The sequence below is a fragment of the Thermococcus sp. genome (assembly GCF_026991495.1).
Taxonomy (GTDB): Archaea; Methanobacteriota_B; Thermococci; order Thermococcales; family Thermococcaceae; genus Thermococcus.
The window spans coordinates 30,501-44,250 of record NZ_JALXBJ010000066.1; the positions used below are offsets into that span (position 1 = coordinate 30,501).

The window sequence follows — 13,750 nt, forward strand, 5'->3', positions numbered from 1 at the left end:
CGTGAGTTGCCCTTAATAGGATTACAAAAATCAAGTTTAATGCCGGGATATTCTGGATATTTATCCCACTTAACCTTCACAAACCTTAAAACCTGAAATGCACATTAAATAACTTGTAAATACATTGATGTCAGTATACCGCCTTTAACGACGCTCAGAGATCGGCAGTATACATACCTATCCCTGAGGAGGTGTGCGCATGGGTGTAATGGACTTTGTCAACTGGCTTGACGGGCTGGTCTGGGGTCCCCCTATAATGATTTTGCTCCTCGGTACGGGGATTTTCCTGACTATTTTGCTCAAGGGGATCCAGGTCACCCGCCTTGGCTGGGCCCTCAGGTATACTTTCGGTAAAGAGGGGAGAAAAAGACGAGGGGAGGGCGATATCAGCCCCTTCCAGGCGTTGATGGCAACCCTCTCCGGAACCGTTGGCATAGGCAACATAGCCGGTGTGGCAACTGCAATCTACCACGGCGGCCCCGGTGCCCTGTTCTGGATGTGGATGACGGCGCTCTTTGGCATGGCCACGAGGGGCTCTGAGGGTCTCCTTGGTGTCGCTTTCAGGGACAAGCTCCCCGATGGGACAATGATCGGAGGAACGTTCAACGCCCTGGAGAAGGGCCTTGCGGAGGTGAAAATCCCGGCTCTGGCCAGGTACTTGGCCGCAACTTTCATGCTGATATTCGCAGCGTTCATAGGGGCCGATGCCATGAAACTTGGTACGGGCCCTGCGATAGGGGCGTGGATCATAGCGATTCTGTTCCTGGTATTGGCCTACTACCTCGCAAGGGGCCACGCCATGGCTTCCCTGGGAAAAATCTTGGCTATACTGTTCTCGACCTTCGCTGCGATAGCGGCCTTTGGAATAGGCAACATGACCCAGTCGAACTCCCTCGCCCTGGGAATGAAGGTTGCCTTCCACGTCCCCTACTGGGCAACGGGGGTGGGGTTCGCAATCCTGACGTTCCTCGTCACGATAGGCGGCATCAAGAGAATCGGTGAGTTCACGGGATACTTCGTTCCCTTCATGGCAATAGTCTACTTCATATTCGCCATCGGCGTGTGGATAAAGTTCGCCGGCCAGCTCCCGCATGCCATAGGCCTGATCTTCGAGGACGCGTTTACAGGAAAGGCCGTCGCCGGCGGGGCCATAGGAACCGTCATAAGGTGGGGTGTTGCCAGGGGCCTGTTCTCAAATGAAGCCGGTCTCGGAACCGCAACAATGGCCCACTCGGCCGCGAGAACGGACAACCCGGCCAGGCAGGGCCACGTCGCAATGCTCGGCCCGCTCATCGACACGCTCATAATCTGCTCGCTGACCGGAATCTCGATAGTTGCCACGGGGGCTTGGAAGACCGGAAAGACCAGCACAGCGCTGACTCAGGAGGCCTTTGCGAGGGCCTTCGGGCACCTCGGTGAGGTTATGGTCATCATCGGCGTCATTTTCTTTGCGTACTCGACGGTTATCACCTGGAACTACTACGGAAGGCAGAACCTCATGTACCTGACCAAGTGGATCACAAGGGATCCTAAGAAGTTCGCGAAGGTGTACCATCCGCTCCACGTTGGATACAACATCTTCTGGGTGATCTTCATATACATCGGGGCAGTCGGCGGCCTTGAGAGCGTCTGGAACTTCTCGGACATGATGAACGGCCTGATGGCCATACCGAACCTTCTGGCATTGATACTGCTCTATCCAGTTATCAAGAAGTACATGGACAAGTTCATACAGGAGAATCCATAGCCTTTCGTTTTCTTTTTACCCATTCGAGGCGATGGGAATGCCTTCTGAGTACCCGAGAATCGTTGTAAAACCTCCAGGGCCGAAAGCCCGGAAACTGATAGAGAGGGAGAAGCGCGTTGTTTCCCCAGGCTTGGGCGTCAAGCTCTTTCCGGTTGTCCCCGAGAGGGGCTATGGGGCGCTTATAGAGGACGTCGACGGGAACGTCTTCATAGACTTCTTGGCTGGAGCGGCCGCCGCTTCCACCGGCTACGCCCATCCAAAGCTCGTGAGGGAAGTCCAAGAGCAGGTGGCCAAGATGCAGCACTCCATGATGGGCTACACCTACAGCAAGAGGGCAATAGAGGTCGCCGAAATCCTTGCCGAGAAGGCCCCCGTAGACAACCCGAGAATCCTCTTCGGCCTCAGCGGAAGCGACGCGATGGACATGACGATGAAAGTGGCTCGCTTCGCCACGAGGAGGCCCTGGATTTTGGCTTTCATAGGGGCCTACCACGGCCAGACCTACGGGGCGACATCTATAGCCGCGTTCCAGAGCTCCCAGAAGAGGGGCCTCTCGCCGCTCGTTCCAAACGTCGTCTGGGTACCCTATCCAAACCCCTACCGGAACGTCTGGGGAATAAACGGCTACGAAGAACCTGACGAGCTGGTAAACCGCTTCCTTGACTACATGGAGAGCTACGTCTTCTCCCACGTCCTGCCCCCGGACGAGACTGCCGTTCTTATAGCCGAGCCGATACAGGGCGACGCTGGAATAGTGGTGCCGCCGGAGGGCTTCTTCGTAGAGCTGAAGGAGCTCCTCGACGAGTATGGGGTTCTTTTAGCCATGGACGAGGTGCAGACCGGGATGGGACGGACGGGGAAGTGGTTCGCGAGCGAGTGGTTTGGGGTTAGGCCAGACCTCATAGCCTTCGGAAAGGGCGTCGCCAGCGGAATGGGGCTAAGCGGGGTCATCGGAAGGGGTGAGCTGATGGATCTGACGAGCGGTTCGGCCCTGCTTACTTCGGCCGCGAACCCCGTGGTATCTTCGGCTGCATACGCGACGCTGAGGATAATTGAGGAGGAAGACCTGCTCGGCAACGCGCTGCGCGTTGGGTCTTTCATCCAGAAGCGCTTGATAGAAATGAAAGAGGAGTACGGGGTCATAGGTGACGTCCGCGGGAGAGGGCTCATGATAGGGGTGGAGATTGTCGGACCAGACGGAGAGCCGGATCCCGAACTTACCGGGAAGATATGCTGGCGCGCCTTCGAGCTCGGGCTCATCCTCCCGAGCTACGGCATGTTCGGAAACGTCATCAGGATAACACCTCCGCTCGTGATAACAGAGGAGCTGGCTGGGAAGGGCATGGAGATAATGGAGACCGCCCTGAAGGACGCCCTCGCGGGGAAAGTCGCCCGCAGGGTCGTAACGTGGCACTGACCCTGCATTTTCTTTTATCTCACTCCCGCCATTTTCAGAAAAACCTTTAAAAACCTGCGCGGTAGAATAGACGGTGCCGTTCATGAAACACCGGTTAAAGTACATCACAGCCCTGTTCTTGGGGTTGCTGATCCTTTCGGTTTCCCAGCTTCCGGGCACTGAAGCGGGCTCTCTAAGCACTGACTACCGTGAGTTCACCTACGCCGCCACCCACTACTTCGACGCGACCTTTTACGGCCACTACGTCTACTTCCCCTACTGGGCCCAGGAGCACATCTGGGACAGGCACGTCTTGGGCTACGACATGAGCTACAAACACGAGACAACCTTCTACCCCGTTGGGGAATACGTGGCGGGAAGGCACCTCCCGGAGACGATGGACGGCTATGAGATGGTTTACCTCATCGAGGACACCATAGAATACGGCCATGTGCACTTCAGCGGGGATAAGGTTGTGATAACCTACTACCTCCCATACTGGGAGTACAGGGACTACGGGATAAGCGAGATGAAGGTCGTCCTTGAAAAGGAGTACTACTATGGTCACCCGTACTACGAGGTCTTAACGGCCTACCCGGTCTCAGGGCCGGACGTTGCGGTCTACGAGGACGGTCACTGGGTGGATTGAATCAGAGGCCGAGGAGCTCGGTCAGCTCCTCTACAACCCTTTCAATTTCCACCGCCCTCTGCTCCCCGCTCTCCATGTCCCTGACAGTGAGCCTTCCCCCTTCGAGGTCTCTCTTTCCTATGAGGACAACGAAGGGAACACCGAGTCTTCCAGCGTAGTCGAGGGCCTTCCCGAGCTTTCTCCCAGTGAGCTCAACGTCCGCCTCAACTCCGGCCTCCCTTAGGGCTGTAACGACCTCTATGGCAACTTTCTTAACCGCCCTCTCCCGGCCGATCGGGATGACGTAAACGTCGGGCCTGAGCTTCGGCTCAGGAATCAGGCCCCTCCATTCGAGTACTGGGATTAGCCTTTCAAGGCCTATGGCGAAGCCAGTGGCTGGCGTTGGCTTCCCGCCGAAGACCTCTATCAGGTTGTCGTACCTTCCGCCACCGCCGATGGAGCCTATGCCGAGGTCGTTGGGGGCTATCGCCTCGAAGACTATGCTCGTGTAGTAGTCGAAACCGCGCGCTATTCCGAGGTCAATCCTTATCCACTTGGAGACGCCGTAGGCGTCGAGGAGGTCAACGAGTTCGTAGAGCCTGGATATCTCATCTTTCGCTTCTCCGCTCCCGAAGAGCTCCTCCGCCATCGGGAGAACTTCATCAGGCTTTCCTTTGATTTCAACCAGCGAGAGAACCTTTTCAACGCCCTCGTCGTTAAGCCCGAACTCCTTCAGGGCTTTAATGAAATCCTCCCTTGAGAGCTTGTCCTTCTTGTCTATGAGCCTCATGAGGCCGATGTCGTCGCTAACGCCAAGCATCTTGGCGAACTCGTCGAGGAGAACGCGGTCGCCGATGTTGACTGTGAAGCCCTCAAGACCGGTCGCGAGGTAGCTCTGAACGAAGAGCGCTATAACCTCGGCGTCGGCTTCAACCTTATCGCTCCCGATGAGCTCAACCCCTGCCTGCCAGAACTCTCTAAAGCGGCCGCTCTGAGGTTCTTCATACCTGAACATGTTGGCTATGTAGTACCACTTTACCGGCTTCGGTGCGTTCTGGAACCTGTTGACGTAGAGCCTCGCAACACTTGAGGTCATGTCCGGCCTCAGCGAGACGTCCCTTCCACCCTTGTCAATGAAGGCGTAAAGCTCTTTAACAACCTCCTCACCGCTCCTGAGCCTGAAGAGGTCTGTGTACTCGAAAGCTGGGGTTAGCACCTCGCGGAAGTTGTAGCGCTCGAAGACCTCGCGTACCCTCTCGAAGACCCACCTTCTCTTCGCCATCTCCTCGGGTAAAAAGTCCCTCGTCCCCTTAACCCGCTCAAGCCTCATTTCCATCCCCCAAATAAAGGCTCCCCGGAGGTTAAAAGCTTAGCCTCCGGCCTTCATCATGAGCAGATAAATGCCGATAACGCCCTCCACCATCATTTGGGCTCCGATGGCCATAATGAAGAGACCCATTATCCTTATCGTGACGCTGAGCGCTGTTTTGTTCACGGACTTCATCATGTAGAGAGCCACGAACATCGAGATGGCAACAGTTGCTATCGCTATCGCCGTTGCAGAGAGGGAGACGGCGTAGCCGTATTCAGCGGTCAGGGTTATGACAGCTGTTATCGCGGCGGGTCCAGCTATTAGGGGCATCGCAACCGGAACCGCGGCCAGAGTCAGGATGTCCTTCTCCCTCCTCAGTGTGAATATGCCGCCGCTCTCAAGGGCCTCAAGGCCTATCTTGAATAGGACGAAGCCCCCGGCAACGCGGAGGGCGTTGATGTCAATGTGGAAGATCTCCTGCAGGATTATCTGGCCTGCAACTGCAAAACTCGCGAGAAGGAGGAAGCCTATGAGGTTGGCCCTTACGATGAGGGCCTTTATGTCCTCTATCCCGAAGTCCTCGCGGAGGAATGTAACGAGGAGTATCTTGTCGCTCGGGTCTATCATGATGAGCATGAGCAGTGCGGAGCTGAGTACCGTGGAGAGCTCGCTCATGTTCGGAAGTGCCGAGACAACCTTAAAAAGCTATGCTAATTCCAAGGGGCGATGACGAAGCGGCACTGGCTGAGATGTGATGAGTGCCCGGTTGGCCGAGCCTTCTACTCCCTTGAGAAAGCCCACTTCAGGAGGAAGGGTGTTACGACGGTCGTCACTATGACCGCTGTAACGGGTATTGAAAAGGTCCCGCTGTTGAACACGCCCTCGTCCAGGGCAACGTTCGCCATTATCAGAGCAACTTCCATGCGCGGTATCATGCCGATGCCGACCTGAAGTGACTCGACCGGCTTGAACTTGGACACAAAGGCACCGAAGCCGCAGCCGAGTATCTTGCCCACTATCGCTATCAGGGAGTAGACGAGGGCGAAGGTTCCCGCGTGGGCCAGAACCCTCACGTCGCTCTCAATCCCGATGCTCACGAGGAATATGGGGATGAACAGGGAGTAGCCGATGGTTACGAACTTTTTGTCTATCTCCCCTGCTTCCTTGGTTCCCGCCACGAGCAGGCCGGCTAAGTAGGCACCCGTTATGCCCGCTATCTGGAACTGCTCGGCAAGGTAGGCGAAGATCAGCATTATCGCTATCGCGAAGGCCGTCACCGTCTCGGGAAGGGTTATCATCTCCGAGAGCTTGAGCGTCTCCTTGACGGCCGGATTTCCTACGAGGAGTCCTATGGCGAAGTAGACCGCAACCTCGCCGAGGATTATGAGGAGGTCTTCCATGTAGACGCTCCCGCGGGTGTTTATGCCGACCAGTATGGTTAGCACGATTATGCCGAGGACGTCATCAACGACGGCAGCGGCTAAGATGGTCGTCCCGACCTTCGTGCGGAGCTTCTTCATCTCCATCAGGATGCTCGTGGTTAAACCGACGCTTGTGGCCGTTAGAACACCACCGAGAAAGAGGGACTCCACGTTCGAGTAGCCCCAGGCCATGGCCCCGAGGTAGCCGAGGATGAAGGGGGTTAGGACGCCAAGGGAGGCAACTATAAAAGCGGGTATCCCAACGTGTTTGAACTCCTCGACGTCGGTTTCGAGGCCGGCCAAGAAGAGCAGCATGACAACTCCCAAGTCGGCGAGGAGCTTAACGCCCTCATCGTAGCCAACGAGGTCGAGAAGGGAAGGGCCTATCACTATCCCCCCAATGAGCTGGCCGAGCGCCGCTGGGAAGCCGAGTTTTACGGTGAGGTACCCGAAGAGCTTTGCCGTGATTAGGATAAGGGCCAGCTCAAGGAAGACGTCCATGCTATCATCCCGCAGACCTTTAAGACGAAACTATCCTTATCAGCCTTATTATGTCTTTAACCTCGAGGACTCCGTGCACGCGATTTTCATCGTCGATTACCGGAAGGTGGTGTTTTCCAGCCTCTAACATGATTTTTACTGCCTTTCCAAGGTTCTCCCCGATCTTTATCGTCACGGGCTTCCTGACCATTATGTCCTTGACCTTTGAAGTCCTGTTCAATGAGTACCTGCGGAGGAGGCTTCCCCCCACTATCGAGTACCCCCTCGGGGGCTCAAAGAAGTGGAGGAGGTCTTTCATGGTGACGAAGCCGAGGAGCCTTCCTTGCCCATCGACGACGACAGCTGAGGTCTCCTCCCCGCGGAGGTTCTGGATCAGGACGCTCAGAGGATCATCGGGGGAGACCATGAGGAAGTCAGTGTCCATAACTATCCTAACCGGGACCTTGGAGATGTAGTGAATGTTGTGGCTCAGCTCCTCCTTCTTTCTGAGCTGGAGCATCTTCCTCTTCCCGTGGACGAGGTGCGCCTTCTGGGCCCTGCTCGCTTTGGTACCTGAGCTCGTGCTCGCGTCCTCCATGGGGTTCACTAAGTTAGGTTCCGCTTCCCTAGGTTTAAACATTTCGGAGAATTTTTGACATAAATAGGTCATAATTTTGGGTGTTCCTTAAAGGTTTTAGCATGAAGGTGCCAAAAACCTTTTAAGGGTCCGGTTGGAGACCCAGGCAAGGGAAATATGGTTTCTGAGAACGGAAGCGGAAAGGCATACGACGTTGTGATTATCGGAGCCGGTCCTGCAGGCCTCTTCGCGGCCTACGAGCTCGCTGAAAGGAGCGATTTTAAAGTTTTGGTGATAGACGAGGGGGGAGACGTTGACCAGAGAACCTGTCCGATGTACGAGCTCGGCTACTGCATAGGCTGCCAGCCGTGTCACATAATGAGCGGCGTTGGAGGAGCCGGGGGCCTAAGCGACGGCACGATAAACCTCAGGCCGGACATAGGAGGCGATTTAAGCGAGCTGACTGGCGATGAGAACTACGCCTGGCAGCTCGTCTGGGAGGTTGATCAGATTTTCCTGAGGCACAAGGCTCCGGGGAACCTCTTCAAGGGCGATCCCGAGCAGGTTAAATACTGGGAGCAGAGGGCGGCACAGGCTGGTGTTAAGTTCATCCCGATAATCCAGAGGCACATTGGCTCCGACAGGACGCCTGAAGTAATCGGTGACATTAAGAGGCACCTTGAGGGCAAAGGCGTGGATTTTCTTCTCTGGACTAAGGCTTTAGAATTCGGCAGGGGCTGGGTCAGGGTTAGAAAGGGCAAGGACGTCTTCGAGATCAAAGCAAAATACATAATCGTGGCCCCTGGAAGGGGAGGGGCCGACTGGTTCCACGACGTTGCCGGGAGGATAGGCCTGAAGGCGGGACACGGGCCGATTGACGTTGGCGTTCGCGTCGAGGTTCCGGCGATAGTGATGGAGCCGGTAACGAGCATAAACCACGACCCCAAGTTCCACATCTACACCGACACCTACGACGACTTCGTTAGGACTTTCTGCACCAACCCGAACGGTTTCGTCGTCGAAGAGCGCTATGACGGCTACGTTGGCGTTAACGGCCACTCCATGCACGGGAAGAAGAGCAACAACACCAACTTCGCCTTTCTGAGCAGGATAGAGCTTACCGAGCCGGTGGAAGATACAACAGCCTATGGCAGGAGCATAGCACAGTTAGCAACGACCATAGGCGGGGGAAAGCCGATAATCCAGCGCCTCGGCGACCTCAGGAGGGGAAGGAGGAGCACCTGGGCGAGGATAAGGAGGAGCGACGTCGAGCCGACTCTGAAGAACGTCACCCCCGGTGACGTGGCGATGGCCCTGCCTCATCGCGTCGTGACGAACATCATAGAGGGCCTTGAGAAGCTCGACCGCGTTCTTCCGGGAGTGGCGAGCGACCACACCCTCTTATACGCTCCGGAGATAAAGTACTACGCGATAAAAGTTGAGGTAAACGGGAACCTTGAGACGAGCATCGAAGGAATTTTTGCGGCGGGAGATGGAGCCGGGCTCAGCAGGGACATAGTCAACGCCGCCGCGACGGGCCTCTTGGCGGCGAGGGGGGTACTCAAGAAGGAGGGCCTCTACACCGAGAGGGACTTCAGGAAGCCTGGGAACTGGAGGAAAGCAGTTGAGGGTCTGTGAGCTCCATCCAAAACTTATTTATGGGTTGAGACCTTTTATAATATGGGGGTCTGTATGGGGGGAAAAGCAGACGAGATACTGTCAAAGGAAGGCGGCGTCGTTCTCATCGAGTACCCATCGCTCTCCCATCCGGAGAGGGCCTTCGCGCGGATCGTTGAGGGGTTTAGGGGAAGGGGGATAAGGCCGCTAATAGTGGACGTCTTTGACACGCTCCACATATTCTTTCAGAACCTGAGGTTCGCTGGGGTTGAGATAGACCTCGGCGACATCCCCGTTATTAAGGAGAGGGGCTTCGTGAAGGTTGGAAACGTTCTCGGAAGCGTTGAGGTCATAGAGGACTTCGAGTACCACCTTGCCCTCTACTCAAGTATAGCGAGGAAGGTTCCGGAGGAGAGCAGGAGGCACACCATAGTGCTTGGAGTGGAGAAGTTTGCCTTCCCCTTCATGGAGGAGCCCCCGAAGCTCGAGAGGTACTTCGAGACCGTTCAGAGAAGGTACCTCCAGCTCGTCGACAAGACCAACTTCCTCTTCCTCAACACCGACGTTGCCTCAGAGTACCTGAAGAAGGGTCTTGAGCAGGACTCCGACTACGTTTTCCGGGTAGAAAAGGGGAAGCTCTACCCCGTAAAGACAATCCAGGAGGGTGTTTGAGGTGAAGTTCAGCGAGTACGTGTTGGGCGTGAAAGCCGGGGAGAGCGTCCTTATCGAGCACACATCACTCTCAGCGTACCCCGTGCTCTTCTACCTCATCGGGAGGGCCTACGGCTGGGAGAGGCTCATCCTGGTTGACGTCATAGACTCAAGCCTCCCGATCCTCAGGTGGGCAAGGCACGCGGGTGTCGAGCTGCCTTCGGGGCTCGTGCGGATAAAGGCCGGCGGAACGTCTGAATGGGGGAGGGTAATCCTTGAACTGGACCCCCACAGGGACCCGGGGATATTCCTGACGAAATTTGAGAGCTTCGTTAAGAACTACTACGAGGAGCACTCCAGGGAGGAGATGGTAACCGTCATCATGAACTCCGAGAGGCTCGTGCCGATACAGAACAACAGGAGAGGCTTCATACTGACCCTCACCAACTTTGCAACTTCCTTCATAGGCAACCCCCGGAGGAGGAGCTTCCACTTCGTGAACGTTGACCTGGCAGACGGGCGCTACGTTGCGCTCCTTGAGGAGGCCTTCACGAGGGTTATCAGGATCGATGACAGAACCCCTAAGGTCTTAAAGTCCCCTAACTCTGGTGAGGAGGGTAAGGAGCTTAAGCTTAAATGAGTACGCCGCCTGAATGAGAGGGAGGTGATGATGTGGGAGCCATCGGAAAGGCCTTCGGTATCTTTTCGATACTGCTGCTCCTGTGGGGCTCTTACGTTGCCTACGCCGTTCTGACATCAAGTCCAAGCTTTTCCGCCAGGTGGGGAAGAGTTGATCCTCAGGAAACGGAGATACTCATCAGCGGTTCCTACTCAAGGCCCCTCCTCGTGCCCGTGACGCTCAAGAACGTCGAGGTATCCTTTATGGGCAGGGAAGTTGCCCGGCTTGGGAAGTTCACGTACACACCCACGGGGAGGAACCTCGACGTTGGTCTGGTCATAAACAACACCCAGCTGGTGGACGCTTTCCTCTCCTACTTCGCGGCGGGTGAAAGGGGGAGCATGAAGATAACGGTGGTTCCGAAGCTCTTCGGCCTGCTCTCATTAAAGCTCAACGTCACCGTTCCGGTGCAGCAGAAGATACTCGAGGAAATCCACCTGCAGGCTGAGAGCCAGCCGATAGCCGGCGTTCCCTTCCTGAAGACCCCGGCCCTCTTGGACACCAGGGTAAGCTACAGCGGTTCGTCCAGCGGGGTTGCGAGGTTCAGGACGGAGCTCGTCCTCCGCAACCCGAACCCGTACCCCCTGCCCGTCCTCAGGCTCGCCTACGTCCTCCGGGCCAACGGCCTCGACGTCGGCAGGGGCGAGATGGAGAAGGGCCCGCTCGTGATCCCAGCCGGCGGAACCGTCAGGGTGCCCCTCACGACTGAAGTAAACACATCGTCGCTGAGGGAAGCCTGGGCCAGGCACGTTAACAACGGGGAGGAGAGCGTGGTGCAGGCTGAGCTCTACCTGAGGCTCAGGATAGAGGTTCAGGGCTTCAGCACCGTTAAGGACGTCAAGGTGACCACAATCAACAAAACCGTAAAAACCAACATAATGGAGTCCATAAACGAGGCCCTCGCAAGCATCAACAACCCTTAAAAACCCCTCCCTCCTCTATCTTCAGGTGGGGTTCATGGCACTGAAGGCGAGGGAAGTCCATGATTTCCTCAACTCCCTTTGGGGGGACATCTTCAAGCTCAACGAGGAACTCAGGGGGGAGCTCTCCGGGAGGGGGTTCACCGTTGAGGATGTTGAGGCGGTTTTCGGTGCCTACCTTTTCATAGACGGAAAGTGGGAGCCTATGAAGTACCCCCACCCGGCCTTTGAGGTGAGGCCCCAGATAGAGGTGGGGGCGACGCCCGAGGCCTACTACTTCGTGGTCGCCGTTCCAAAGGATAGGGTGGGCGAGAACTTCTTGGGCCTCTTCCTTGAGATCTTTCCGAGGTCTTTCATCTACGGCTCTGAGGAGTTTCTGACGGATCTTTACAACTGGAGGCGCGACGGCCGCCTCCCCCCTACCGAAGTCCTCGACAGGATCCTTGGGAGCCGTGAGGCCGTCCTTCAGTTCGAGGCCAACTTCGGGAGTGCTGAAATGCTGAGGAGGGGCCTGCTAAGGCTCATCACCCTCGGCAACAGGTTCGGGATCTTCGAGATGTAAGAAATCTTGCCGTACCTGAAAAAGTTTAAATCTCTGGCGGTGGAGTTTCAGCCCGTTGTTGAGGGACTGGGTCGGTGGTTTTAGGCGGGATCCGGTGGGCTCTGGAAGGTGTGGGACGTGGAATGGAAAAAGTTCATTCCCTTCGCGGCTGGAATCGTCCTGATCGCGGGTCTGATCTGGTGGGCCGGTACGGAGGGGATAGTCAGGGTTATCTCGCGTAGCAGTCCCTTCTGGCTCACGATGGCCTTTGTGGCCTACTTTTTCGGGGTCTTAACCTGGGCACTCCGCTGGCACGTTCTCCTCAGGAGCCTTGACGTCGAGGTCTCGTTCAAGGACACCTTCGTCGCCCTCTTCGTTGGGATACTCTTCAACAACCTGACCCCCGGGGCGAGGGGGGGAGGTGAGGCCGTGAGGATGTACTACCTGAAGAAGCGCTCCTCCTCGACCTACGGAATCGTCCTGGCGACCATAACCGCCGACAGGATACTCGACCTCTTTCCGGTTGTTCTGATGCTCCTTCTCTCGGCCGTTTACGCCTACCTCTGGCATTACCACGGGCTCTTCGTTCTCCTGATAATCCTGAACGTTCTCCTCCTTGCGGCCACCGGAATTTTCACCGTCATAATCACGAGCGAGAGGAGGGTTAAGAGGACGTCCTACGCGCTCTTCAACTTCCTGGCCAGGCTAATCCCATCGAGGATGAGGAAGTACGAGGAGAAGTTCAACAGGCTCATAGAGGTCAACGTCCCCCACTTCACGAGTGGACTCAAGCTTGTCATGAAGGACAGGGAGGCCTTCTGGATAGCCACAGGCTACTCCTTCCTAACCTGGTTCTTCGTGATCCTCAGGAACTACTTCCTCTTCCTCAGCCTCCACGTCCACGTCAGCCTCGTTGATATAACTGTCGTTCAGATGATAGCTACGGCCGTAGGCCTTGTTAGCATCATTCCCGGCGGCGCGGGACTGATCGAAGCCACCTCCGCCGGCCTCTTCGTTGCCCTTGGCATCAGCAGGGAGGTTGCGGTTACCGTTAGCATAGTTGACAGGATCATCTCGTTCTGGCTTCCGATGATACTGGGCTTTATCGTCATGGGGCACTTCGGCCTGAAGCCCCAGGAGCCTAAAACCTCTTCTTGATCCTGAGGGGGTACTTCGGGTATATGTCCCTTGAGAACCTCACGAACTTGGCCTTCCTCGGGGACTTCTTCACAACTATCTCCGTTTTGGGCTCTAACCTCGTGTAGAACTGCCCGTCCACGGTGAGTATGAGCTCCCTCTCCGGGGGCAGGGGGAGCACCTCAACCCTGCTCGATGCAGGAACCACCATGGGCCTTGAGCTCAGGGCTATCGGGTTCAGGGGGGCTATAACGAACAGGTCGAGCCGCGGATCGACGAAGGGCCCCCCAGCTGACAGTGCGTAGCCCGTGGAGCCGGTGGGGGTCGAGACTATCAGCCCGTCGGAGCGTATCTCATCGGCCAAGCCCCCGTCTATGTAATAGCGGAGGTGGATGATCTTCCCGGGGGCCCCTGTCAGGATCGCGTCCTCGTTGAGGGCATCGGGGATGACGTTCTCGCCGTTTATGTACGTCCTCAGCTTCATCCTCTCGTCTATGCTGTACTCCCCTTCGAGCAGTCTGCTCAGGGAGAAAAAGGCCTCGTGCGGCTCGACCTCCGTCAGGAAGCCTAAGGTTCCCATGTTGATGCCGAGTATTGGAAAGTCCCTCTTGGTCTTGTGCTCCACCCGGAGTATCGTGCCGTCC

At 56.3% G+C, this 13,750-nt stretch carries 14 protein-coding genes; 9 read left to right on the forward strand and 5 right to left on the reverse strand.

Annotation, left to right across the window (positions count from 1 at the left end):
* Positions 1 to 199: 199 nt before the first annotated feature.
* From MVB78_RS08095 to MVB78_RS08105, 3 genes are all read left to right on the forward strand, one after another.
* The gene (locus MVB78_RS08095; protein ID WP_297490135.1) at positions 200 to 1,747 is read left to right on the forward strand and encodes a sodium:alanine symporter family protein; all 1,548 of its coding nucleotides are present in this window, start codon (positions 200 to 202) and stop codon (positions 1,745 to 1,747) included.
* 37 nt (positions 1,748 to 1,784) lie between these two features.
* Positions 1,785 to 3,164 carry an acetyl ornithine aminotransferase family protein gene (locus MVB78_RS08100; RefSeq protein WP_297490172.1) on the forward strand — a complete coding sequence of 460 codons (1,380 nt, stop codon included), beginning with the start codon at positions 1,785 to 1,787 and terminating at the stop codon, positions 3,162 to 3,164.
* A 73-nt stretch (positions 3,165 to 3,237) separates the two neighbouring features.
* Positions 3,238 to 3,792 (forward strand): hypothetical protein, encoded by a 555-nt coding sequence (locus MVB78_RS08105; protein ID WP_297490137.1) that lies wholly within the window; start codon positions 3,238 to 3,240, stop codon positions 3,790 to 3,792.
* 1 nt (position 3,793) lies between these two features.
* Here MVB78_RS08105 and hisS read toward each other — a convergent pair whose 3' ends face one another.
* The 4 genes from hisS to MVB78_RS08125 form a co-directional block, all read right to left on the reverse strand.
* A complete protein-coding gene (hisS, locus tag MVB78_RS08110; RefSeq protein ID WP_297490175.1) occupies positions 3,794 to 5,101 on the reverse strand; it encodes a histidine--tRNA ligase in 1,308 nt (435 codons plus the stop codon).
* Positions 5,102 to 5,140: 39 nt separating this feature from the next.
* Positions 5,141 to 5,758 carry a MarC family protein gene (locus MVB78_RS08115; protein WP_297490139.1) on the reverse strand — a complete coding sequence of 206 codons (618 nt, stop codon included), beginning with the start codon at positions 5,756 to 5,758 and terminating at the stop codon, positions 5,141 to 5,143.
* Positions 5,759 to 5,862: 104 nt separating this feature from the next.
* The gene (locus tag MVB78_RS08120) at positions 5,863 to 7,005 is read right to left on the reverse strand and encodes a cation:proton antiporter (RefSeq protein WP_297490141.1); all 1,143 of its coding nucleotides are present in this window, start codon (positions 7,003 to 7,005) and stop codon (positions 5,863 to 5,865) included.
* A 19-nt stretch (positions 7,006 to 7,024) separates the two neighbouring features.
* Entirely contained in the window at positions 7,025 to 7,582 is a 558-nt protein-coding gene (locus tag MVB78_RS08125) for a CBS domain-containing protein (RefSeq protein WP_297490177.1), read from the reverse strand.
* A gap of 156 nt (positions 7,583 to 7,738) precedes the next feature.
* Here MVB78_RS08125 and MVB78_RS08130 point away from each other — a divergent pair, with 156 nt between their 5' ends.
* From MVB78_RS08130 to MVB78_RS08155, 6 genes are all read left to right on the forward strand, one after another.
* Positions 7,739 to 9,199 carry an NAD(P)/FAD-dependent oxidoreductase gene (locus MVB78_RS08130; RefSeq protein ID WP_297490143.1) on the forward strand — a complete coding sequence of 487 codons (1,461 nt, stop codon included), beginning with the start codon at positions 7,739 to 7,741 and terminating at the stop codon, positions 9,197 to 9,199.
* Between the two features lie 54 nt (positions 9,200 to 9,253).
* Positions 9,254 to 9,850 (forward strand): DUF257 family protein, encoded by a 597-nt coding sequence (locus MVB78_RS08135; RefSeq protein WP_297490145.1) that lies wholly within the window; start codon positions 9,254 to 9,256, stop codon positions 9,848 to 9,850.
* A 1-nt stretch (position 9,851) separates the two neighbouring features.
* Entirely contained in the window at positions 9,852 to 10,469 is a 618-nt protein-coding gene (locus tag MVB78_RS08140; RefSeq protein ID WP_297490146.1) for a DUF257 family protein, read from the forward strand.
* 32 nt (positions 10,470 to 10,501) lie between these two features.
* Positions 10,502 to 11,431 carry an LEA type 2 family protein gene (locus MVB78_RS08145; protein ID WP_297490148.1) on the forward strand — a complete coding sequence of 310 codons (930 nt, stop codon included), beginning with the start codon at positions 10,502 to 10,504 and terminating at the stop codon, positions 11,429 to 11,431.
* A gap of 40 nt (positions 11,432 to 11,471) precedes the next feature.
* Entirely contained in the window at positions 11,472 to 11,990 is a 519-nt protein-coding gene (locus MVB78_RS08150; RefSeq protein ID WP_297490179.1) for a DUF3201 domain-containing protein, read from the forward strand.
* Between the two features lie 117 nt (positions 11,991 to 12,107).
* Positions 12,108 to 13,127, forward strand: a complete 1,020-nt coding sequence (locus tag MVB78_RS08155; RefSeq protein ID WP_297490151.1) for a flippase-like domain-containing protein — start codon at positions 12,108 to 12,110, stop codon at positions 13,125 to 13,127.
* Here the strand turns inward: MVB78_RS08155 and MVB78_RS08160 are convergent.
* A partial coding sequence (locus MVB78_RS08160; protein WP_297490152.1) for an NAD(+) kinase occupies positions 13,111 to 13,750 on the reverse strand: 640 nt, incomplete at its 5' end. The two genes, MVB78_RS08155 and MVB78_RS08160, sit on opposite strands and share 17 nt — an antisense overlap.